The sequence below is a fragment of the Arcobacter acticola genome (genome assembly GCF_013177675.1).
Lineage (GTDB): Bacteria > Campylobacterota > Campylobacteria > Campylobacterales > Arcobacteraceae > Aliarcobacter > Aliarcobacter acticola.
The window spans coordinates 1,639,802-1,661,517 of record NZ_CP042652.1; the positions used below are offsets into that span (position 1 = coordinate 1,639,802).

The window sequence follows — 21,716 nt, forward strand, 5'->3', positions numbered from 1 at the left end:
TTCTTTTTTATAGATTTGTAAAAGTAAGTATTGTTTTTGCAATAATTCTTGTGTCTTTTTTTTCATAAACTAAATGTGCAAAATCTGGATTTATAGATACAAAGTACTCTTTATTATCAATAATCTTTGCTTTTTTTATCCACATTCTATCATCTTTATATACTAAAAAGATTTTATTATTCTCAAACTCTTTTTTAGATAAATCAGCCACAACTAAAGCTTTGTCATTTATGAGTGTTTCCATAGATTTCCCATCTACTTGTATCACAAAAAGCGACTCTTTTGTATATGGTTCTTTTAGTAAATCTTTTGAAAATGAAAGTTCTTTTTTTTCTATTTTTCCATCTGTTTCTTGATGATATTCAAGTTTTATGGTGTTTTTTACTTCTATATTATTTCCTTTGGAGATGAAAAATAATAACCTTGTGAATAATCAATTCCTAAATTTTTGATTTCATCATAAATTTCTTTTGAATCAACATGCTCTGCAACAACCTTTATATCAGCATCTTTTGCAAATGATACAATAGTTTTTACTAAAGAATGAATAACTTTATCTTCTAATATTCTTTTGATTATCTTTCCATCAATTTTAATATAATCTGTTTTAATTTGAGTTAAATGTATGAAATCTGTATATGCAGTTCCAAAATCATCAATAAAAATTTTATATCCAAGGGATTTTAACAAATTTAGATTAATCTTTACTTCTTTATTGGAAATTAATTCAGAACTTTGAACTATTTCAATAGCCAATCTATTAGAGATGTCTTGTTTTTTTGCATAATTTTCTAAGATTTTTATTATTGATTTATCTAGTAAATCTTTTTTCCTTAAATTAATTGTTAATTTAATATCCTCTTTTTCAAGTAACTTTTTATAGCAATTATTTAAAATACTTTTTGTGATATTTCTTAATAGAAAAGTTCCTTCAATAATAGGTAGAATACTATTTGGAGTAACTATTTTACCTTCTTTATCAATTATTCTTAAAAGTGCTTCATAATAATGGGTTTTACCCGTATTATTATCTATTATTCCTTGATAAAAACAAATTATTCTATCTTCATCTAAAGCCTCATTTATATCATTTATAGAGATATTTGTATGATCTTTATCAAATTGTAAATCATCATAAATTTGGATGTTATTTCTTCCTTTATTTTTAGCATTGTACAAGGATATGTCAGCTAATTTAAATGCTTCTGAAAAATTATCTGATTTATAAGGATAAAGATTTATTCCAATTGAAGCTGTAATATTTATATAGTTTTCAGCTTTATAATAAAACTTATGTTCTTGAATATTTAATAAAATTCTTTCAATTACATTTAAAGCACTAACCGAGTCTTCACTTTTTACTTTTGTCAAAATAATAAACTCTTCACCACCATAACGAATAACTATATCTTCTTTGGTTCTAGTTGATGAAGATATTATAGCTGCAAGCTCTTTTAGTATCTTATCACCTGCTATATGTCCATAACTATCGTTTACAGTTTTAAAATGATCAATATCCAAAGTTGCTAATATATAATCTTTTAGATTAATGAAACTTCCAAACTCTTGAAGATAATTTCTATTATAAACACCTGTTAATTTGTCTATATAAGCTGTTTTTCTAATGGCAATATATTTATATGATTGAATAAGAAGAAGAACTAAAAAGATTAAAACTATTAAAATAATCAATATTAAAACAAGTTTTAATAAATCTAAAATTTCATTTATATTTTCTAGCTTTTCAATGGAAAAATCTACCACTAAGACAAGTTTTACTTCATCGTTTTTTAGAATAGGAGTTAAATAAGTTGTGGATAACTCTTCTAAATATTTATTTGTAAATATAATTGGTTTTTTTGTTTTAAAAACATCTAACCAAATAGGATTGTCAATATCAAATTTTTGATCGACTAAAGCTTTTTTTTCTTTTAGAGATGTTCCATCTACCAAAAATCTAAAAATTCCCCTTTCGTCTTTATATAACAAATATGCATATTTAATATTTGTAGTCAACAGTAAACTAAGATTATCTTCGATTTCTTTGTATAAAGAAAAATCCGCTTTTACAGCTTGCACATAATCATCAGAGGAAGTAGAATTTAGAAGTTTTTCAATAACAAGAGCATTATTATTTATAATAGATATTACATCAGAAGTTGTTATTTCCATCATTCTTAATGATATTTTTTCTTCTAGTTTCATTGTTCCATAAAGCAAAAGAACAAAGGTTATAAATATACCTAGAAATGAATAAATTAAAGAGCTTGGATTTCTTAGAAATGAAATACTTTTCATCAAAGATCTTCTACAAACTTCTCATAATTTGTACTTAAATTTATATTTTGATTTTCCAATCTATTTTTAATAAATGTAATATTTGGTCTACTTTTATTCCAAAAGAAAGCACCTGCGTATTTATTATCTTTTAAAAGTTTTTTATAATCATTGGTAATAAAAAGTTTATTTGTATTTGATGTACATGAAATATCAGATTTACTCTCATTTTTCTCAAAAATAAAATTTGCATCATTACAATTATTAACTAAAGTAAAAGAAGTAGAATAAATCTCTTTTTCTTCATTTGAAATATTTGGTATATATAATTTTATATCATCAGAAATCGAAGCTTTTGCCATATCTGATATTATTTTTGCTTCTAATTCTATATTTGTATTATATTTTTGAGCTAAAAACACATATGAACTTGAATAAACATTTGAAATAAGTATTAATAAAAATATTGTGAACTTCATATAAAAGCCTTAATTTTGGCGTTTAATTAAACTTTTTGTTTAAAAAAATTTATTAAATAATTCTATCTAACAAATGACTCTCAAATGACTCTTTTTTTAAAAAATTAAATTTTATTTAAATTTTTAAATTACTTAGCATAATTAACTTTGATTTTTTTACCTAAAACTTTTGGTTTTGTATCAAAAAAATTTATATCTAAATAGGCTTTTAACATGGCTAAAGTTTCTCTATCTTCCATTCTTTGATAAGATTGCGTTCCTTTTACTTCTTTTGCTGCAAAGCCTATTGCTCTTTGATTTTTTTCTTTTGCAATATAAAGTGCTCTATCTAAATGAAAATTCTGAGAAACAATAATATAATCATCTAAATCAAAAATCTCTTTAGCTCTAACAATTGAATCAAAAGTCCTAAAACCTCCAAAATCTCTAGTAATATAACGAGCAGGAACTCCAGCTTTTATCAAATCTTTGAACATAGTAGTAACTTCATCATAATACTTGCTTTTATCTCCTGATACAACTATGGCTTTTATTTTTTTAGCTTTCCATAATTGAGCTGCTGCTTTTATACGATAAGTGTAATAATAGTTTTCTTTTCCCTTTGATATATATTTTGAAGTGCCTAAAACTAAGGCAGCTTTTTTTGCAGGAATATCTTTTATGTTTGTATATATTTTGTAGTTATTGTCATTTGCAAAAGCTAGACTTGAAAATATGAGAATTGTTAGAAATAGTGTTTTTAGTTTGTTCATACCCCTATTTTATTGAATTTTCTCTTTGTTCCACATAATCTAAAATTAAAATATAGTATTATCTTTATAATAATGATTACCAATTAGCTTTTTTAGAAAATTTGTTCAGATATTTGATTAGTTCTAAGTTACATTTTAGAACATACATTCTATTATAGGACTAATTTTAAAAATAATTATAAAAAAAGTTAAAAAATATGAAAAGCATAATTAAAACTATACTAACAATAACAATGATATCTCAAATGAGTTTTCTAAGCATTAGTGCATTAGCAGCAGAGACAAAACCAACAGAAAAAATCAAAATAGATATAGTATCAGACGTTGTATGCCCATGGTGTGCAATTGGTTTTAAAAGACTTAGTGTCGCTATAAGTGAGCTAAAACTAGAAAATCAAGTTGAAATTTCATGGCATCCTTTTGAGCTTAATCCTGAAATGCCAAGAGAAGGACAAAACGCAGATAAGTATTTAATGAACAAATATAATTTAAGTGAAGAAAAGCTAAAACAAACTAGAAACAATATGACGCAACTTGGTAAAGAAACTGGATTTAAATTTGATTATTTTAAAGAAATGAAAAAAGTAAACACATTTAATTCTCATATATTATTAGCTTATGCAAAAGAGTTCGATAAACAAACTGAACTAAAGGTACGATTACAAAATGCATATTTTGGTGAAAGAAAAGATGTAAGCAATAGAGAAGTTTTAGAGGAAGAAGTAAAAGCTGTTGGATTAAATACCCAAGAAGCAATGAAAAGACTAGATGATCCAAAAGCTATAAAAGCTGTTGAAGATGAAGAAAAGTTTTGGAGAGATCAAGGAGTATACGCAATTCCTACTGTGATATTTAACAATCAAATAGCACAAGTTGGAGCTAGTGAAACAAAAACATATAAAGAAATATTAACAGAACTAAGTAAGAAAAGATAATAGATTTATTCTATAAGATTCTTTATAAAATACCCAAGTAAGTTTTGATTTTCTGACTTTAAACTTGGGTTTTTTAAGCTTTTATTTAGGCAAAAACTATTTTATTTCTACCACTATTTTTAGCCATATATAGTGCTTCGTCAGCTCTATGAACTAAAGAATCTATTGTGTCATCATGTTTAGATAGAGTAATTCCTATACTAATTGTTTTCTTTCCTATAGTCTTAAATTTGTGTGATTCCATTTTTTGACGTAATTTTTCTGCATGTATTAAAATATTTTCTTTATCTACTTCTGGGCATATCATAACAAACTCTTCGCCTCCCCATCTAAAAAAACTATCAGTGGATCTAGAATTATTACTTATAAGTTCTGTAAATTCTACTAAAAAATCATCACCAACTTGATGACCATATGTATCATTTACCATTTTAAAATAATCTATATCTATAAGCATAAATGAGAAGTTATAACTAAATCTTTTGCTTCTTGCTAACTCATTGTTTAAAATTTCATCTAATTTTGTACGATTAAACAATCCAGTTAGATTATCAGTTATAGCTAGGTTTTCAAGCTTTTCATAATTTATAAAATTTCTTTTACTTAATCTATCCAATAAATAAGCCCCAACAAAACCAAAAGATATAGAACACAACATCCAAAAAGAATGCATAATAAAAAGTTCTTTAGGTAAAGGCATAATAAAAGAATAATAAACAAAAGTAAAAATAGATACAAAAAATATACTCACTGATGATTGCTTAATATTTAAACCTGAAATTGTAAAAGTCCAAAATATTATCATATAAATTTCAACCATAAATATTGGAAATAAAACTAAATCTTTAACTAAAAATAAATTCACAGCTGTGGCAAAAATTGGAGCTAGCATTAGCAAAGATATCATATGTTTATAGTATTTTGGGAAGAAAGTAAGAAAACTAATCAAAAATCCATATGGTGCAATAAGATATAAATGAATTGACGATGCAATATTCATAAGATTTGAAGGAAGAATGTACTGGTCTATTTGAGAATAAACAATATATAAAATTCCCGTAAGTATAGTTATTATTCTTATTTGAATTAAAGTAAAAGCTTCTATTGATTTGTTATATCTTTTTTTAATTTCTTTATTAATTAAAATATTTGAGAATAATAATCTTTTCATAAGAGGGAGACATTTTCCTTTTTTAGAATTTTTAATAATAAAAAAGGATTATATCATCACTAAGCTAATTTAATTATTTAGAGTTATTTATTTAGTTCTTCTTGGTATTTTCTCATACCTGCATTAATAATAGAGTATTGATCTTGAGTTATATTGTCATCTTTTGACCACTTAACTTCATCAATCTGTCCATTGTAAGCACTTCCAAATTCTTCAATCTTTTTTGAAAACTCTTCTAAGTCGTTACACACTTCTTTTTTATTGATAAGTGTATCAGTTAACTCTATAAACCAATCATGAGGAGACTCTCCCCTATTTTTTATTCTTGCTTCAAAAACTACGCTCATGAAATACCTTTAAATTTTTTTTCAACTAGATTATAACAAATTAAGATTAAATTATATTTTTTTAAAACCTTTGATTATTTAAAAAATTCATTGAAACTTTTAGCTGAATTGTTATTTTAATAATATAAAATTAGATATAAATAATAAGGAGAATATATGGATTATCAAAAGTTTAGTGAAATTTCACCTTGTGATTATGCAGGGACTTTAAAAAGAGAAAGCTTTATGGATGCAGGAATAAAAGAGCTTTGGCCAAGAATTCCTAGAATCTCAGGACCTGCATTTACAGTAAATATGGTTGCAGGTGAAAATCTAGCACTGCATAGAGCTATTTATGAAGCACCAGTTGGTTCTATAATCGTAGCACAATCAAACACGATGGACTATGCAGTAATCGGTGGAAATGTAGCAATGATAGCTTATAAAAGAGGAATTGTAGGTTTTGTAATCGATGGAGTTGTGCGTGATATTGCAGAGATTAGAGAAAATAAAATCCCAGTGTTTGGACGAGGTGTTTTAGCAATGCCAGGAACTAAAAAACAAGCCGTTGCTGTAAACACACCAATCACAGCAGGTGGAATCAGTGTAAATCCTGGTGATATAATAGTTGCCGATGAAGAAGGAATCGCAGTTATCCCAAAAGATAGAGCTGAAGAGATATATCAAGAGTGTAAAGAAAAAGTGAAAAAAGAAGCAGCTTTGAGTTTTGAAGAATGGGCAGATAGACATAAGAAAAATATAGACTCTTTTTATGAGTGATTTTTTATAAAATAAACTATTTTAAATATTAAGAAAAGATTAGATTTTGCTATCTTTTCTTAATATAAAAAGTGCAATTTTTCGCAAAATAAAAAGAATTTTGTATAAGAATTTTGAAAAAATATTTTCATAAGAAAAGAAAAAATGCAATTTTCCCAAAATAGTAGATTTATCAACTGCATTATTTAAAAATGATAAAGCTTTATCACCTTGAAAACAGTCGTTTTTATAAAGCACGATAAAACCATCATTTATGTTTAGTTTTCCACAAAGAAGAGATATTTCAGATAGATTTTCCCTTGCGTCTTTTAGAGTGATTTCAAAGTTCTCTTTTAGTTTTAAAAAGTTTGCGTATTTTGAGCAAAATGGACATTGTTTGTCGTAGTAGATGGTTAGTTTTTGTTTCAAGTTTTAGATTTCGCAATATTTTTAAGAGCTTCCGATAATTCATCTTTATCGCCATTTTTTAATACTTGGGCTAAATATTCATCTCTTATTTCTTTATTGTCTAAGTATTCGGAAATATCAAAATTTCTTAACTCTTCGTTTTTGAACTCTTCATAACCTTTGTCGAAATTTTCTGCGAAATCTTTACTTTGTAATTTTCTTTTTTCTATATATTTTTCTAAATCATCCATTTTATAATTTCCTTTGAACTAATTTGATAAAATTTAATCCTAATTCCTATGGGACGACCCAACTTAAAAAAGTTGGGGTTTAACTCTAACATTCAAATAAAAATTAAACTGTTTCAAAATTAAATTTATATTCTTTCTATAGCTTTTTTAGAATTTGATATTATTATATATTTTTATTTTTGTTATTAATTTTTTATTTATCCCATTCAGTATTACAATTTAATAATTCTATAATTACACTTTCTAAAATATTATTAATCCAATCAATTTCATATAAAAGATTATTTTTAATAAATTTAAAAGATAAATCATGTTTTTCTGCATGAAAGATTTTATTTCTTAAAAAATAAGCATACTTAATACAAATAAAAGCAACAATTTCTATATCTGATTGATTATTCATATTAATTTTAGAATCTAAAGAATTTACAATTTCATTATATATGCATGTATTTTGTTTAGTTTTACAATTATCATAAATTGTACTTAGTCCTAATTTGTTGAATTTACTTTCTACTTTATCTATAGAATTAATAGTTTTAATAAATTCTTCTCTGTATGGTAATGTTTCTTTCAAAATTTGTAAAAGCCTAGAATCCGTATATCTATATAAAAAAGCTATGAAAGATACTGTATGATTTTTTGTTGGATAATCATTTAAAATTAAATTCCTAAATTGTATCTTTTTTCTTAGGATTTTACGATCATAATTATTGACAATTTTTTTTGAATAATTAAATAAACTATCATTTGAAAGTAAAAAATCTCTCAAATTTATATGACAAGTGTTATCATTTTCACTTTTACCAATATATCTATAAATTGCATTAAAAGCTTTCCATAGTCTTTCAAACTTATGACTTGATTCTTGTGTATTTAATGCTTTTACTAAGTAAGATAAACTGTTAAATAAAGATATAGATTTATCATTTGTAAGAAAAATATCATTTATATTGTTAAGTATATAATTTTCATTAATATTAAAATATTTTTCTACAACTTGCTCAATTTGATAGTTTTCTTTTGGGATGGTTGTTGTTTCTAGAATTTTATCTTTTTTTCTGCTAACTGTAATACTTTTTATTTCAGAAAAATTTCTTTTTTTGATATAAAAATATAGTAAACTTTTTGTAATTTGGGTATGTATATTACTCCCCCAATAAACAGAGCTAATTTCATTAGCTAGCATATTTAACACTTTGATGTTGAAAAAAGTTAGCTATTTTTTGTGGATTTTTTTGTAAATTCTCCATATAATTTTGTGTGTTTTCTTTTAGTTCTTTTTGATTTTTTGGCAGACCATTTTTATGTACATTACTCTTATAATCTTGATTCAAATATTCATCAGGATTAAATTCTGGGGAGTATGGTGGAAGATAAAAGAGTTTGATTTTATCTTTATGCTTTTCTTCCCAAGCTTTTACTAATTTAGCATGATGTACTCTTAGGTTATCTACTATCATAAATACTTTTTTATCATTTGATTTTATTACTTTTTCTAAAAAATCTATAAAATTATCTGTAGCTATTGAATCATCATACAATGCAAACATTGATTTACCTGTATTTGTAATGGCTGATATCATATTCACTTTAAACTTTTTAGCTGTATGAGTAAGAATAGGTTTTATTTTACTTCCTATTGGAGCATATCCTTTTAAATTTGATGGCATTGATACACAAGCAGTCTCATCAGCCCACCAAATATCAGCATTATTTATTTTTGCTTCTTTTTTGATTTTTGGATATGTTTCTTCCAACCAAGCTTTAGTTGCACTATCTTTTCTTTCATAAGCTCTTTTTATTGGTTTTTTCGAAGTAAATTGCCATTTTGCAAGATAATCTCCAACTGTTGATATTGGCATATCAATATCTACTACTCTTAGAATTAACTGTTTTACAGCTTCTCTTGTCCACAAAGCAAACTTAAACTTTAATTGTTCTGGGGTTGTATCTATAAGCATTCGGATGATTTTTTCCTCTTGTTCATCGCTAAGTCTCTTACCAGACTTTTTAGGACGACCAGTTTTTTGAACTTTAAGTGCTTTTTGACCATCTTTTTTATATTTGCTATACCATCTTGATGTTGTAATTTTTGACAAACCTAATATTGCAGCTGTTTCAAGATTACTTATACCACTATCCCTTAATTTAATTGCTCTATCTCTGAGATACTGTAATGTATTTGAATCTACTTTTCTAGCATCATTTTTTTCTAATTTATTTATTTTTTCCATTTCAAATTATAGCTAAATTTAGCATATAATTAGTTTAGTTTATCGGTGGAGTAATAGTATTTGTATCATTAGTTAAAATATCAATTGGACTAATAATTGTATTTCGTTCAGCTTCAATATAAATTGATGAACTTGTAATACAACATTTATCAAGTTTAGTATTAGCACCTTTATATGATATAAAATCATTAAAATATTCTATAGAATCTTGAGAATTACTAAAATTAATTTCAATTAAATATATGTTTTTAGTTTTCTTTTTCGGACTAATATCAATTATTTGTTGAATCCAATTATCAAAACTATGTTTTTTTTCATAAAGATATACATCATAAGCTTCTGGGTACCTAGTTTTGAAAGCAATCTTAAAATCCATTAAAGTATAAGTATCATTTTTAAAAGAAGCATGTACTTTGATTAATTTATTATTTATATCTTTTATTAAATGCCCTTTTCTTTTTCTTGGTAATTTAACATTTTCTCCAAAATTTTGTAATTTTTCAAAAGCAAATCTTTGAACACTATAAACTTTATCACTAATCATTAATCTCCAAAGTTTATCAATTGATTGCTGACATTTATATTTTCCTAATTGTTCAATTGATTTGATTCTATTTTTATAATTAGATTTATCTCTACTTAATTTAATTATCTCTTGTATATTTTGTGGTGTTTCTTCAATGTAGTTTTTCATTTAATTTCCCATTTTAATTTTCCCAAAATTATGCAACATCTCCGTCACAGTTTTTAAATATTTTCCCTAAACTTCCACAACCCTCTCAAACATCTCTTTAATCTCCATTTCATGGCTTATCAAAAATATTTGTCTATATTGTTCTTTGATAGTATGAAAGGCTTCTATGATTTCCATTCTTCTTGCTTCATCTTGGCTTCCAAATACTTCGTCAAAAGCCAAAAACTCTATACTACTTGCGCCACTTAGTTCACTAAGCGTCTTTGATATGGCGATTCTTAAAACCAAGTTTGCTAGGTCGATTTCTCCACCACTAAACCTCTCTATTGGAAATTTTTTACCTTCATCGTAGATGTAAAAGTCAAAGTCATTTGATACTTCTATATGTTGGTATTTGCCTTTGGTGATTTGAGCATACATATTTGAGGCTATATCTGAGATTCTTGGAGCTACTTTTGAGTTTAGTTTTGTTTTAAATAAGCCTAGACTTATTTTGATTTTTTCATAGTCTTGTAAGTCATCTTTTTTTGTTTGTACTTTTTTGGCTTGGATATCGTTGTTATCTAGTGTTTCTTGGATAGTTTTTATTTGGCCTTGGATTGTTGCTATTTGTACTTTTAGTTCATTTAGGACATTTATCTTTTGTTCTTTTGAAGCTTGTACCTCATCAAACATTTTTTGCTTCTCTTTGTGTTTTACCTCATCATAGTTTATCTCTTTGTATGATAGTTCTTTTTCATTATATTCATTTGATAGTTTTTCTATGTTTTTGTTTGTATTTTCATACTCTTCTTTTAGACTATCTACTCTTTTTAGCATAGTCTCTAAGCTTAGGACATATTCGTATTTTGTCTTTAGCTCTTTTTGTTTTTCTATTAGGTTTTGATGTATAGTATTATCATAAGTATAGATTTCTAGTTTTGCTAGTTCTTCTTTGTTTTTCATACCTTGTGCTTCTACTTTTACAAAGTGCTCTTTTTCTATAAAAAGATCTCTTTTTTTACTTTCACATAGATTTAGGCTTTTTGATACTTCAAAGTATTCAGTGGCATTTTGTTTTTGTATTTGATCTTGTGCTGTTTTTAATATACCTATCTTTTCTAGTTCTTCTTTTGTTTTAGATATCTTTTGTTCTTGTGCTGTTTTAACTATAGCTTCAAGTGATGATATTACATTGTCATATTCATCTAGAAGTGGTCTTGTACATGTTGGGCAGTTTGAATCTCGACCTAAGTTTTTGATATTTTGTATTTTTTTATTTATATCTGCTATTAGCTTCTCTTCACCTGCTATTTCTTGAACTAACTCTTTTTCTTTTTGATTTAGTTTTATTAGCTCTTGTTTTATCTCTTCTTGTATACCTAAGAGTTCTTTCTCTTTTTTTATAAGTTCACCATGAAGACTACTTTCTTGTTCTAGTGTGTTTATAGTATCTTTTGATTTTTTATAATGCTCTCGTAAGTTCTTTTGTTCTTCTAGAAGTCTTTCTTTTCTTATATGGTATTCTTTTAACTGCTCTTGTTCTTTTATACTATCATGTAGCTTTGTATACTCACCCTTTACGTTTTCTAAACCTTTTAACTCTTTTTGCTTTTCATTTAGAAGTTCTATTTCCCTTGCTAGTTTTGTTTGATTTGATATATGTGCATTTATAGTGTTTTTTAATAACTCTAAATTTGAAAATAGATTTTGTTTTTTCTCTTTTGTTTGTATATATACTTCTAGCTCTTTTCTTATATCTAGTTCTTGAAGTTTTATACTATCTATATGTTTTGCTTTTTCTATACTTGTATTTGTATATATGTCTAATTGCTCTTTGTGTTTTACTATATGCTCTTTTTTATCTTTTATATCATCACTACTTAGCAATATCTCTATATATGCAGATATATCTCTTTTTAAATCTCGACTTTTTTCTATTAGCTCTTTTTCTATATAGTCAATCTTTTCAAGCCCTAGAAGCTTTCTAATCATCTTTTTTCTATCTTCTGGCTTTTTAGTGCTAAGACTTGTTAGTTCTTTTTGTGAAGCAAATAGAGTATGAGAAAAGGCATCTTTATTCATCTTTGTTAGTTTTACTATATATGCAGTTGTTTCTTTAGCACCTGTTATTAGTAATTCTTCATTTTTATATAACTTTGCATTTGCACTTAAAGTCTTTCCTCTAAACTCTCTACTTATCTTATATGGTGTATTTTCAAACTCAAAGTCTAAATCTACACTTACTACGTCTTTTATAGAAGCATTTGCATTTCTTACTATCTCTTTATCGCCTTTATTCTTTAACTCTCCATATAGAGCAAAAAGAATAGCTTCAAAGATAGTTGATTTACCACTTCCATTTTTTCCTATGATTCCTGTAAGTCCCTCTTCAAAAGAAATGCTATGAGATACATACTTCTTGAAGTTCTCTAGTTTTAGATTAGTTAATATCATCTTCAACCTCTTCATACTGTGCAAATAGTTCTTGTATCTTTGATTTTAATCTATCATACTCTTTATCATCACTGTGTTCTTTTATATGCTCTAAGAAATACTCTTCTAAAGAGATAGCTTCCATATCTGATAGGGTTTGATTATCATCACTTTTTTTAAACTCTCTTTTTATACTTACACTCATAGCATAAGGAAATAAATCTTTTATTTGTTTATTAGGTATATCAATAGAGCCCATTGCTGTAAGATTAGTAAGCTTTACTTCTACTATAGCATCATGAGTATCACTTATATCAAGATTAGCAATAGAGTCTTGTAAGTCATCACAGTTAATCTCTTTTATTCTAATAGGTCTTATGTTTATACTCTTATACTCTATATTCAACTTATCTTCTAAAGTAGCTACGATAAAACCTTTTGAATTTCTCTTATCATTTAGACTAGTTCGCTCTGTACTTCCACTATAGTAAACATTCTTATGTTTACCAACAGCTCCAAATCCATGCCAGTGACCAAGTGCTACATAATCCATCTTTTCAAATATATACTCTTTGTTAGATGGATATACCCATTCTCCAAACTCTTGCATCAAATACCAAGCCCCAACACTACAATGCATCATCATAATATTTCTTTTTGATTCTTCTATGTTCTCTTCACAAAGCTCTATTTGCCCAAGTGCAATAGTCTCATCATTCATATGTGGAAGAGTATGAAATACAACATCATCAAACTCTATTTTTTTGTACTTCTGATCATAAGAAACATATACATTTTTAAAGTTATCAAATATACGCAAGATTGGTGAGCTGAGGTTAGTTCGTGGAGTTGAGTGATTTCCAGCTATTAAAATACAAGGTATTCCTAAAGAGTCTATTTCTAAAAACTTTTCAAGGGCAAAGGTAATTGCTCTATTGCTTGGACTTGATCTGTGAAACAAGTCACCTGTGTGAATTATGAAATCAGGTTTGATTATTTTGATTTGTTCAACAACTTGAGAAAAAGCATCGTAAAAATCAGCTTCTCTTTGGTTTATATTTTCATTGTTTATTATATCTAGGTCATTAAAACCTAAGTGTGTATCACTAAAATGTAGAATCTTCAAATTAATATCTTTTTATTTTATTTTATTGGAATTATTATAGCAAACTATTATATTATTTTATACTCAATTGGTATTTGTATTTCTATACTTTGATTTGTTTTAGGAAAAGATTTTGCAGCTTCATTTATAGCTTCTATTGTGGCATTTTGTAAAAACTTATGTCCATCTAAAATAGTTATATTTTCAATATCACCATTTTCATTGATTTTAAACTTTACTAAAACGATTCCTTGAATTGATAGTTTTCTAGCACGAAATGGATATTTTATATTTTGATTTATTAGGTCTCTGATTTGTGCTAAATGCTTATCTAAATATACTTTTTTCTCATCTATTTTTGGAACATCATTTACTTGTCTTTTGTTAACAGTCTCACTTTGTATATGTTTTTGTACTATTTGTTCTTTAACAAAAACTTCTTTTTTAGGATTTTGAACTTCTTTTATCTCTTCTTTAATAGTCTGTTTTTTCTCTGCTCTTTCTTTCTTTTGTATTTTTTTAACTACCTTTTCTTTTATCTCTTTTTTGATTTTTTTTTCTAAAATTGGCTTTGGAGTTTCTTCTACTTTTTCTTCTTTGATTTCTTCTATAACTTCTTTTTTAATTTCTTGTTCTTTTAAGATTTCTTCTTTAGGAACTTCTTCAACTACTTCTTCAATTTTCTCTTGTATATTATTATCTACTATTTGTTCTTCTACAACTTCTTTTTCTATAGGTTTCATTTCAATATGATTTAATGATATTTTATGATTAACTATAGGCTCATCTAAAGTTATTTTATTGTTTTTAAAAAAATAGAATAATCCTATGTAAAATAGAACATATATTCCAAAAGCAATCAAAAAAGAGAAAAGATATCTACTCATTTTTTGGTCACGATTGAGATACTTGAGTATTCGTATTGTTTTAACATATCTAAGACAGATACAAAAATATCAAATTTAACATTCTTGTCACTATTGATATGAATTGGAGTATCTTTAGAAAATTGTAAAATATGCTCTTTTATATTGTCTAAACCCTCTATATCATTATTACAATAAAGCGTTCCGTCCTCTTTTATAATTATTATTATTTCTTTATTTACCTTTATATTATCAGCATTTGAAGCTCTTGGTAAAGATATTGGAATAATACCCTTTGATATAAAAGTTGAAGTCATTAAAACAATAGTTAAAAGTACAAGCAATACATCAATAAAGGGTATTACATTTATAGAATCATACTTCTTCAGTTTCATAATCACTCTCTAAAACTTCAGCATAACGTCCAAGAATATTGTAAAAAATCTGAGATGCAATAGCCACCACAAGCCCAACAGCAGTTGCTTTTAAAGCAAGTGCAAGTGAGCTCATGATTTTTGCAGCTTCAATATCACCATTACTCATAGTCATAAAAGTCAGCATAATAGCCATCACCGTTCCAAGAAGCCCAATATAAGGAGAATTTGAAGCAATTGTACCTATGATAGTAAGATGTCTAGTAAGGGCAATATCTAAAGCTTTTTTATTTTTATAAGCTTTTACATTCATCTTTTTATAAAAAATCACCCTTTCTATAAAAAACCAAAATGAGATAAAGCTCATAAATATAAGTAATGCTATAACCCCGTAATCAACTAGATTTTTTAATAGTTCTATACTCATTTGTTTTCCATTTCTATTTAGTTATTTGAGTTTTCACAAGCATTTACAATATTTGAAGCGTAAGAATAAAATAAAACACTTACAATAATAAAATAGTTTTGTTAATTTTTTATTAATTGAGAATGTATTAATGAGTTTAAATAAAAAAAGCCCAAGGATTAACCCTTGAGCTTTTAAAAATTGTTAGTATATATATTTATAATAAAAAGGTTTAAAAAGATTAAGCCATAATCTCTTCGATAGTAATATAATCTCCAACTCTTCCTGTCATTTGCTCTACATCTGTATTAACTGGAAGTGTTTTTTTACCTGGTACCCATCCTGCTGGACAAACTTCACCTGTTTTCTCTGCGTGTTGCCAAGCTCTTACTTGTCTTAAAAATTCGTGTACATTTCTTCCTACCATTGGAGCTTGTACTTCTTGAGCTACTACTGTTCCTTCTGGATTAATTAAGAATCTTCCTCTTAGAGCAATTCCTTCTTCTTCAATCATTACACCAAATGCTCTTGAAACTGCACCTGTTGTATCAGCTCCGATTGTTAATTGTAAACCTTTTAACAATGGTTCAGTTTCAACAAATCTTTTATGAGAAAATTTTGTATCAGTTGACACTGCTAAAATTTCAACACCAAGTTCTTGGAACTCATCATATTTTGCATTCATTGCTGCAATTTCAGTTGGACAAACAAAAGTAAAGTCAGCTGGGTAAAAACAAACTACTGACCATTTACCTTTATAGTCTTCACTACTAACTGATTGATAGTGACCTGTTTTTGCGTTATACGCATCCATTTTAAACTCTGGTGCTTTTCTTAAAACTAAACTTGAACTCATATTTTTTTCCTTTTTTATTTCATTATTATTTTCGTTATTAACTACTGTTTCTTTTTCTTCAATTGGTTTTGAACCTGTATCACAAGCCATATTAACTCCTATATTTTACAAAGGATAATATTTTTCCTTTGATAAAAGAATTCTACACTAGCTAAAATTAATTCTTGCTTAATTATAAAATATATTTATAAATTTATTATAAGTTAAACTTATAGTTTAAGTCTAATGAAACAAATTGAGATTTTACATCACTTCTATTTTCTGGTAATTCGTTTGAATTTGAATAGATATATCTACTTATAATGTCTATATCTTTAAACTTTTTTCCTAGACTTAGTATATAAGTTTTACTTTGTTCAAGTGCATGATGTTCTACCTTTAATCCATCTTCTTGAACTGCAAATAATCTATCACCATTCATAAATCCAAGACCAATAATAAAGCCATTATAGTTTGCATTTAGATTTAAAAAATAGCTTGTGTAATAATTATCTTTTAAAGTATAGTTTCCATATTCACTTCCATTTATATCTATATATTTAACTCCTGTTTGTCCCATAAAGTTAATATCGTTAAATTTAAATTTCTTAACAAATGTTAAATCATATTGATTTACATTAAAATCATCATAATCACTTAAATATGTATCTACTTTTATTTCATTAGAATTATCTATACTCTTACTAAGACCTAAGCCATATATTTTTCCGTTATCCGTTGGTGCTAAATTATCTTCTATATTTATAAAAGAAGTTTTAAATGATAAAACATCACTTATATTATAAAGATATTTCATACTTAGTTTTTCAACTTCAAGGGAAGTTAATTTTGCTTTAGTTATTTCTTTTTCTCTTTTTGTTAAACTATCTTCATAATTTACTGTAATTTGAGAATTTTCAAAATTATGTAAAAATCTATAATCTAATGTCTTACCTTGAGTTTTTGTTTTAGAATTTTCATAATCTTTATATGTATAGTTTGTAGATATTTCACTGTTTGCCAATAAACATGAACTTAAAAATGCACTTATTAAAAATATTCTTTTCATTTGATTCCTTAATTTTTTAAAATTCTAACGAAAAATACTTATATGCAACTTAGTTGCATATAAGTATAATTAATAATACTTTCATAAGAAATTAATATAATTTTTTGTAATATCACAAAAAATATTATTATCAAGGATTTATATATGATTTTAAGAGAAAAATTCTCACCCATGTGTTTTTTAGCCTCATTAGGAGCAGGAGGTTTGTCTGTTTCATTTTTTATGTATTTGATGTTTTTAGTTCCACACCCAAATACTCCAATGGCTACATATGATTTTATAATGCCAGCTTTAATAAAAGGTGATTGGTTATCGTTTGTTGTTGCTTTTTCTTTAGTTTTTATTATTGCTTTTGCATTTTTGCACTTTAAACTATTGATTTGGAATACTAAACAATACAATTTATATAAAAAAACAGCTAGTTATCAAGAGTTAATAAATTCAAACTCTCAAATTACACTTATGACTATTCCTTTAACATTTGCCATGACTATAAATGTATGTTTTGTTTTGGGTGCTGTTTTTGTTCCTGGTCTTTGGGGAATTGTTGAGTTTTTATTTCCATTTGCTTTAATTGGTTTTATGGTTGTGGGTTACTTTGCTTTAAAAATATTTTTTGAATATTTTTCTAGACTTTTGATCAAAGGTGATTTTGATTTTTCTAAAAACAATAATCTATCTCAAATGATTTCTATTTTTGCACTTTCTATGGTTGCAGTTGGATTTGCTGCACCTGGTGCTATGAGTCATAATTTAGTTATCAACTCAATTGGTATATTTGGAGCTTTATTCTTTGCATCACTTGCAATGTTATTAATGCTTATAAAACTTACAATGGGTTTTAAAAATATGTTTGAAAAAGGATTAGGTTTAGAAGCTGCTCCTTCTATTTGGATTTTAATTCCTATATTAACTCTGCTTGGAATTACTTTTATTAGAGTTTCTTTTGGATTAGAGCATAACTATGCAACACCGTTGGCTAAATCATCACTTTTTGTGTTCACATCAACTATTTTATCATTACAAATTATATTTGGAATTTTAGGATATATGGTTATGAAAAAAATGGGTTACTTTGAAAAATATATTCACTCAGAGGATAAATCATCTGTTTCATTTGCTCTTATTTGTCCAGGTGTTGCATTTTTTGTATTTGGTATGTTTTTTGTAAATTTTGGATTAGCATTTAACGGAATTGTTGCAAAATACTCTATTGCTTACTTTATAATTATGCTTCCATTTATATATGTTCAAATAAAAACTATAATTTACTTTTTCAAACTATATAAAAAATTTTCTTTCTAAAAAATAGAAGTTTAATACTTCTATTTTTTATTTTATTATAAGTTTTATTTATCTATACTACATAAGTTTTATTAATAATAGTAAAACAATAAATTATAAGGAAATATAATATGAAAAAAGGTTTACTAGTTTTATTATCATCATTATTGTTATCAACTGCATCAATCGCAAGTGAAAATACTGCGAAAGGTTTAAATGTAATTATTACATCAGAAGATGCTCAAACTCAAATGATGGGAATGGTTTTATCAATGATGACTTTAAAACAAAGCAAAGAAGTTAATATGACTTTATGTTCAAAAGCTGGAGATTTAGCAGTTAAAGGAATGGAGAGTCCAATATTAAAACCTCAAGACAAATCACCAAAAATGATGTTAGAAGCACTTATGAAACAAGGAGCTAAAGTTAAAGTATGTCCACTTTACTTACCAAATGCTTCAAAAGATGAATCAGTATTATTAGAAGGTATTACTGTTGCAAAACCTGCTGAAGTAGCAAGTAGTTTATTAGACAAAGATTACCAAAACTTAAGTTACTAAAAAATTTTATACAAAGTTAAAGAGTTTTTCTCTTTCTTTGTATTCTTTTCAATCCCTTTAAGAACTCAATAAACCTATTAACTCCTCTTTTCTTTCTATTTGTTTTTCAATAGTTTGGATTCCCTTTGCAAGAAGTGAATTTTTTACACCTTCCCCTATTCTTGTTGATAAAAATATATTTACATTAAACTGTAAAAATATTTGTGGTAAAACTATTGCAGGTTTTTGTTTTTTTAAGAACACATCACTTTCAAATAATTTAATCAAAGCTACTTCACTATTTTCTACTTTATAAATAGATATATATTGATCAGTTGATAATATAGATTTAAAGTTATCTTTACTCGCACTACAAACTGCAACTATGTAGCTTAAGTTATCATCTTGTATAGAAATCTTATTGCCATAAACCAAAGCTCTAGTTAGCTTTTGTCTTGCATTTTTTAGAATTCTTGTAAAAGTTGGTCTTGAAACATCCATACTAATAGCTGCTTCTTCTTGATATAAATTTAAAATATCCATCAAATAAATAGCTTCCATCTCTTCATCTAACAATAATGTAACCCCAGTAAAAGGTCTATTCTCAGGTATGAAATCTTTAAAAGCAGGTTTATATGTAAGATTTCTTTTTGTTTTTTCTCTTCCCATTTTTATCCTTGTTTGAAATAATATCAAAATTTTCTTTATTTTGTTTAATTTTTATTGACATATGTTCATTAAAGTGTTATCATTTTGAACATATGTCAACAAAAGGAGATTTTATGTTGAATATTAAAAATATTTACTCTTTTTATTTAAATGGTTTTAAAAATATGACAATTGGAAAAACATTATGGAAAATCATATTAATAAAATTATTAGTTATATTAGTTTTTCTTAACTATTTTATCCATGATAAATCTATCAAAACTGAATATAAGACATATGAAGAAAAAGTTGATTTTGTATATAAAAATCTAACAAAAGATAATTAAGGAAAAAATATGGAAGAGCATTTAGTTGATTGGTCAAGGGCACAGTTTGCATTAACTGCCATGTACCATTGGATATTCGTTCCATTAACTTTGGGACTTGGATTTATTGTTGCTATTATGGAGACAATTTATGTAAAAACAAATGATGAATTTTGGAAAAAAACTACAAAATTTTGGATGGGTTTATTTGCAATAAACTTTGCAATTGGAGTTGCTACTGGAATTATTATGGAGTTTGAATTTGGTACAAACTGGGCAAATTATTCTTGGTTTGTTGGAGATATTTTTGGAGCTCCACTTGCAGTGGAAGGAATCTTAGCCTTTTTTATGGAGAGTACTTTTTTTGCTGTTATGTTTTTTGGTTGGGAAAAAGTTAGTAAAGGTTTTCATTTATTATCAACTTGGTTAGTTGCAGTTGGATCTAATCTATCAGCTTTATGGATACTTGTAGCAAACGCTTGGATGCAATATCCAGTTGGAATGACATTTAATCCAGATTCTGTAAGAAATGAAATGAATAATTTTTGGGATGTACTATTTTCACCAGTTGCTATTAGTAAATTTTTACATACTATTGGAAGTGGTTATGTTTTAGCTTCACTTTTTGTAATAGGTGTTAGTGCTTGGTATTTATTGAAAAAAAGAGATATTTTATTTGCCAAAAAATCAATGATAATAGGAGCAACTTTTGGACTTATAACTTCAATATTCTTAATTTTAAGTGGAGATGAATCAGCTCATCAAGTTGCACTTAAACAACCTATGAAACTAGCAGCTATGGAAGGCTTATATGAAGGTGAAGAAAAAGTTGGGATTGTAGCAATTGGACTTTTAAATCCTAAAAAAACATTAACAAACGATGAGGATATTTTTTTATTTGATTTTACTATTCCTTATGCCTTATCATTTTTAAGTTTTCATGATATTGATGCCTATGTTCCTGGAATCAAAGATTTAATTTATGGAAATGAAGAAAGAGGAATTATAAGTACTCAAGAAAAAATGCAAAAAGGAAAAATTGCAGTTCAAGCTTTAGAAGATTATAAAGAGGCTAAGAAAACATCAAATGAACCATTATTAAATGAATCAAGAGTTTTACTTGATGAAAATATGAAATATTTTGGTTATGGACATATTAAAAATAAAGAAGATGTAATTCCTCCTATTTCTATTACATTTTATTCATTTCATATAATGGTAGCACTTGGAACTTGGTTTACAGTGCTTTTTGCGATGGTTTTATTTTTTCTTCTAAAGAAAGACATCATGAAATATCCATTAGTTTTAAAAGCGGCATTATTTAGTATTCCCTTAGGATATATTGCAAGTGAGGCAGGTTGGGTAGTTGCTGAAGTAGGACGTCAACCTTGGGCTATTCAAGACTTGATGCCAGTTGGAATTGCAGCAACAAAAATAGCAACAACAAATGTAATGATTAGTTTTTTTATCTTTGCCATACTTTTCACTGTTTTATTAATAGCTGAAATAAAAATTATGACTAAACAAATTGGTCTTGGTCCAGAAAATAAGGAGCACTAA

The 21,716-nt window shown here is 26.3% G+C and carries 25 protein-coding genes; 6 read left to right on the forward strand and 19 right to left on the reverse strand.

What is annotated here, in order from left to right:
- Window positions 1-7 precede the first annotated feature (7 nt).
- The 4 genes from AACT_RS08360 to AACT_RS08375 all read right to left on the reverse strand — a co-directional run bounded on the left by AACT_RS08360 (window position 8) and on the right by AACT_RS08375 (window position 3,508).
- Window positions 8-409 (reverse strand): S24 family peptidase, encoded by a 402-nt coding sequence (locus AACT_RS08360; protein ID WP_346726263.1) that lies wholly within the window; start codon window positions 407-409, stop codon window positions 8-10.
- Complete coding sequence (locus AACT_RS08365) at window positions 388-2,298, reverse strand: EAL domain-containing protein (RefSeq protein WP_172126361.1); 1,911 nt, start codon at window positions 2,296-2,298, stop codon at window positions 388-390. Before AACT_RS08365 ends, AACT_RS08360 begins: the two co-directional genes overlap by 22 nt.
- Window positions 2,298-2,756 (reverse strand): hypothetical protein, encoded by a 459-nt coding sequence (locus tag AACT_RS08370; protein WP_172126362.1) that lies wholly within the window; start codon window positions 2,754-2,756, stop codon window positions 2,298-2,300. The genes AACT_RS08365 and AACT_RS08370 overlap by 1 nt, the downstream gene beginning before the upstream one ends.
- Window positions 2,757-2,884: 128 nt before the next feature.
- Window positions 2,885-3,508, reverse strand: a complete 624-nt coding sequence (locus tag AACT_RS08375) for a SanA/YdcF family protein (protein WP_172126363.1) — start codon at window positions 3,506-3,508, stop codon at window positions 2,885-2,887.
- Between the two features lie 197 nt (window positions 3,509-3,705).
- On the opposite strand from AACT_RS08375, the gene AACT_RS08380 reads away from it, so the two are divergent.
- Window positions 3,706-4,443, forward strand: a complete 738-nt coding sequence (locus AACT_RS08380) for a DsbA family oxidoreductase (RefSeq protein WP_216658186.1) — start codon at window positions 3,706-3,708, stop codon at window positions 4,441-4,443.
- A gap of 85 nt (window positions 4,444-4,528) precedes the next feature.
- Here the strand turns inward: AACT_RS08380 and AACT_RS08385 are convergent, their stop codons facing one another.
- The gene (locus AACT_RS08385; protein WP_172126364.1) at window positions 4,529-5,614 is read right to left on the reverse strand and encodes a GGDEF domain-containing protein; all 1,086 of its coding nucleotides are present in this window, start codon (window positions 5,612-5,614) and stop codon (window positions 4,529-4,531) included.
- Between the two features lie 83 nt (window positions 5,615-5,697).
- Complete coding sequence (locus AACT_RS08390) at window positions 5,698-5,961, reverse strand: hypothetical protein (protein WP_172126365.1); 264 nt, start codon at window positions 5,959-5,961, stop codon at window positions 5,698-5,700.
- A 156-nt stretch (window positions 5,962-6,117) separates the two neighbouring features.
- On the opposite strand from AACT_RS08390, the gene AACT_RS08395 reads away from it, so the two are divergent.
- Window positions 6,118-6,720: an RraA family protein gene (locus AACT_RS08395; protein ID WP_172126366.1), complete on the forward strand. Its 603-nt coding sequence runs from the start codon at window positions 6,118-6,120 to the stop codon at window positions 6,718-6,720.
- A gap of 39 nt (window positions 6,721-6,759) precedes the next feature.
- Here AACT_RS08395 and AACT_RS08400 read toward each other — a convergent pair whose 3' ends face one another.
- From AACT_RS08400 to AACT_RS08455, 12 genes are all read right to left on the reverse strand, one after another.
- The gene (locus AACT_RS08400; protein WP_172126367.1) at window positions 6,760-7,128 is read right to left on the reverse strand and encodes a hypothetical protein; all 369 of its coding nucleotides are present in this window, start codon (window positions 7,126-7,128) and stop codon (window positions 6,760-6,762) included.
- Window positions 7,125-7,358 carry a helix-turn-helix domain-containing transcriptional regulator gene (locus AACT_RS15470; protein WP_216658187.1) on the reverse strand — a complete coding sequence of 78 codons (234 nt, stop codon included), beginning with the start codon at window positions 7,356-7,358 and terminating at the stop codon, window positions 7,125-7,127. Before AACT_RS15470 ends, AACT_RS08400 begins: the two co-directional genes overlap by 4 nt.
- Before the next feature lie 193 nt (window positions 7,359-7,551).
- The gene (locus tag AACT_RS08410; protein WP_172126368.1) at window positions 7,552-8,547 is read right to left on the reverse strand and encodes a hypothetical protein; all 996 of its coding nucleotides are present in this window, start codon (window positions 8,545-8,547) and stop codon (window positions 7,552-7,554) included.
- The gene (locus tag AACT_RS08415; protein WP_172124971.1) at window positions 8,537-9,595 is read right to left on the reverse strand and encodes an IS630 family transposase; all 1,059 of its coding nucleotides are present in this window, start codon (window positions 9,593-9,595) and stop codon (window positions 8,537-8,539) included. The genes AACT_RS08410 and AACT_RS08415 overlap by 11 nt, the downstream gene beginning before the upstream one ends.
- Window positions 9,596-9,629: 34 nt before the next feature.
- On the reverse strand, window positions 9,630-10,289 hold the full coding sequence (locus tag AACT_RS08420; protein ID WP_216658188.1) for a hypothetical protein: 660 nt from the start codon (window positions 10,287-10,289) through the stop codon (window positions 9,630-9,632).
- Between the two features lie 66 nt (window positions 10,290-10,355).
- Window positions 10,356-12,725 carry an AAA family ATPase gene (locus AACT_RS08425; RefSeq protein WP_172126369.1) on the reverse strand — a complete coding sequence of 790 codons (2,370 nt, stop codon included), beginning with the start codon at window positions 12,723-12,725 and terminating at the stop codon, window positions 10,356-10,358.
- Window positions 12,712-13,830: a metallophosphoesterase family protein gene (locus AACT_RS08430; protein ID WP_172126370.1), complete on the reverse strand. Its 1,119-nt coding sequence runs from the start codon at window positions 13,828-13,830 to the stop codon at window positions 12,712-12,714. Before AACT_RS08430 ends, AACT_RS08425 begins: the two co-directional genes overlap by 14 nt.
- Before the next feature lie 47 nt (window positions 13,831-13,877).
- Window positions 13,878-14,696: an energy transducer TonB gene (locus AACT_RS08435; RefSeq protein WP_172126371.1), complete on the reverse strand. Its 819-nt coding sequence runs from the start codon at window positions 14,694-14,696 to the stop codon at window positions 13,878-13,880.
- The gene (gene exbD / locus AACT_RS08440) at window positions 14,693-15,070 is read right to left on the reverse strand and encodes a TonB system transport protein ExbD (RefSeq protein WP_172126372.1); all 378 of its coding nucleotides are present in this window, start codon (window positions 15,068-15,070) and stop codon (window positions 14,693-14,695) included. Before exbD ends, AACT_RS08435 begins: the two co-directional genes overlap by 4 nt.
- Window positions 15,051-15,476, reverse strand: a complete 426-nt coding sequence (gene exbB / locus AACT_RS08445) for a TonB-system energizer ExbB (protein WP_172126373.1) — start codon at window positions 15,474-15,476, stop codon at window positions 15,051-15,053. The genes exbD and exbB overlap by 20 nt, the downstream gene beginning before the upstream one ends.
- 220 nt (window positions 15,477-15,696) lie before the next feature.
- Window positions 15,697-16,401: a peroxiredoxin gene (locus AACT_RS08450; protein WP_172126374.1), complete on the reverse strand. Its 705-nt coding sequence runs from the start codon at window positions 16,399-16,401 to the stop codon at window positions 15,697-15,699.
- A 106-nt stretch (window positions 16,402-16,507) separates the two neighbouring features.
- Window positions 16,508-17,359 (reverse strand): hypothetical protein, encoded by an 852-nt coding sequence (locus AACT_RS08455; RefSeq protein ID WP_172126375.1) that lies wholly within the window; start codon window positions 17,357-17,359, stop codon window positions 16,508-16,510.
- Between the two features lie 144 nt (window positions 17,360-17,503).
- Here AACT_RS08455 and AACT_RS08460 point away from each other — a divergent pair, with 144 nt between their 5' ends.
- Entirely contained in the window at window positions 17,504-18,664 is a 1,161-nt protein-coding gene (locus tag AACT_RS08460) for a TsoY family (seleno)protein (protein WP_172126376.1), read from the forward strand.
- A gap of 110 nt (window positions 18,665-18,774) precedes the next feature.
- Complete coding sequence (locus tag AACT_RS08465; protein WP_172126377.1) at window positions 18,775-19,203, forward strand: DsrE family protein; 429 nt, start codon at window positions 18,775-18,777, stop codon at window positions 19,201-19,203.
- A 57-nt stretch (window positions 19,204-19,260) separates the two neighbouring features.
- Here AACT_RS08465 and AACT_RS08470 read toward each other — a convergent pair whose 3' ends face one another.
- A complete protein-coding gene (locus tag AACT_RS08470) occupies window positions 19,261-19,851 on the reverse strand; it encodes a DUF134 domain-containing protein (RefSeq protein ID WP_172126378.1) in 591 nt (196 codons plus the stop codon).
- 113 nt (window positions 19,852-19,964) lie between these two features.
- Here AACT_RS08470 and AACT_RS08475 point away from each other — a divergent pair, with 113 nt between their 5' ends.
- Both AACT_RS08475 and AACT_RS08480 read left to right on the forward strand, forming a co-directional pair.
- Window positions 19,965-20,177, forward strand: a complete 213-nt coding sequence (locus AACT_RS08475; protein ID WP_172126379.1) for a DUF4492 domain-containing protein — start codon at window positions 19,965-19,967, stop codon at window positions 20,175-20,177.
- A gap of 9 nt (window positions 20,178-20,186) precedes the next feature.
- On the forward strand, window positions 20,187-21,716 hold the full coding sequence (locus AACT_RS08480) for a cytochrome ubiquinol oxidase subunit I (RefSeq protein ID WP_172126380.1): 1,530 nt from the start codon (window positions 20,187-20,189) through the stop codon (window positions 21,714-21,716).

What these genes read in the sequence shown, in the direction of transcription:
- AACT_RS08480 (WP_172126380.1), top strand. Translation starts at nt 20,187, where the DNA reads ATGGAAGAGCATTTAGTTGATTGGTCAAGGGCACAGTTTGCATTAACT.
- AACT_RS08395 (WP_172126366.1), top strand. Translation starts at nt 6,118, where the DNA reads ATGGATTATCAAAAGTTTAGTGAAATTTCACCTTGTGATTATGCAGGG.
- AACT_RS08470 (WP_172126378.1), bottom strand. Translation starts at nt 19,851, where the DNA reads ATGGGAAGAGAAAAAACAAAAAGAAATCTTACATATAAACCTGCTTTT.
- AACT_RS08380 (WP_216658186.1), top strand. Translation starts at nt 3,706, where the DNA reads ATGAAAAGCATAATTAAAACTATACTAACAATAACAATGATATCTCAA.
- AACT_RS08415 (WP_172124971.1), bottom strand. Translation starts at nt 9,595, where the DNA reads ATGGAAAAAATAAATAAATTAGAAAAAAATGATGCTAGAAAAGTAGAT.
- AACT_RS08420 (WP_216658188.1), bottom strand. Translation starts at nt 10,289, where the DNA reads ATGAAAAACTACATTGAAGAAACACCACAAAATATACAAGAGATAATT.
- AACT_RS08450 (WP_172126374.1), bottom strand. Translation starts at nt 16,401, where the DNA reads ATGGCTTGTGATACAGGTTCAAAACCAATTGAAGAAAAAGAAACAGTA.
- AACT_RS08425 (WP_172126369.1), bottom strand. Translation starts at nt 12,725, where the DNA reads ATGATATTAACTAATCTAAAACTAGAGAACTTCAAGAAGTATGTATCT.
- AACT_RS08375 (WP_172126363.1), bottom strand. Translation starts at nt 3,508, where the DNA reads ATGAACAAACTAAAAACACTATTTCTAACAATTCTCATATTTTCAAGT.
- AACT_RS08455 (WP_172126375.1), bottom strand. Translation starts at nt 17,359, where the DNA reads ATGAAAAGAATATTTTTAATAAGTGCATTTTTAAGTTCATGTTTATTG.
- AACT_RS08385 (WP_172126364.1), bottom strand. Translation starts at nt 5,614, where the DNA reads ATGAAAAGATTATTATTCTCAAATATTTTAATTAATAAAGAAATTAAA.
- AACT_RS08370 (WP_172126362.1), bottom strand. Translation starts at nt 2,756, where the DNA reads ATGAAGTTCACAATATTTTTATTAATACTTATTTCAAATGTTTATTCA.
- AACT_RS08435 (WP_172126371.1), bottom strand. Translation starts at nt 14,696, where the DNA reads ATGAGTAGATATCTTTTCTCTTTTTTGATTGCTTTTGGAATATATGTT.
- AACT_RS08390 (WP_172126365.1), bottom strand. Translation starts at nt 5,961, where the DNA reads ATGAGCGTAGTTTTTGAAGCAAGAATAAAAAATAGGGGAGAGTCTCCT.
- AACT_RS08410 (WP_172126368.1), bottom strand. Translation starts at nt 8,547, where the DNA reads ATGCTAGCTAATGAAATTAGCTCTGTTTATTGGGGGAGTAATATACAT.
- AACT_RS08365 (WP_172126361.1), bottom strand. Translation starts at nt 2,298, where the DNA reads ATGAAAAGTATTTCATTTCTAAGAAATCCAAGCTCTTTAATTTATTCA.
- AACT_RS08460 (WP_172126376.1), top strand. Translation starts at nt 17,504, where the DNA reads ATGATTTTAAGAGAAAAATTCTCACCCATGTGTTTTTTAGCCTCATTA.
- exbB (WP_172126373.1), bottom strand. Translation starts at nt 15,476, where the DNA reads ATGAGTATAGAACTATTAAAAAATCTAGTTGATTACGGGGTTATAGCA.
- AACT_RS08475 (WP_172126379.1), top strand. Translation starts at nt 19,965, where the DNA reads ATGTTGAATATTAAAAATATTTACTCTTTTTATTTAAATGGTTTTAAA.
- AACT_RS15470 (WP_216658187.1), bottom strand. Translation starts at nt 7,358, where the DNA reads ATGGATGATTTAGAAAAATATATAGAAAAAAGAAAATTACAAAGTAAA.
- AACT_RS08465 (WP_172126377.1), top strand. Translation starts at nt 18,775, where the DNA reads ATGAAAAAAGGTTTACTAGTTTTATTATCATCATTATTGTTATCAACT.
- exbD (WP_172126372.1), bottom strand. Translation starts at nt 15,070, where the DNA reads ATGAAACTGAAGAAGTATGATTCTATAAATGTAATACCCTTTATTGAT.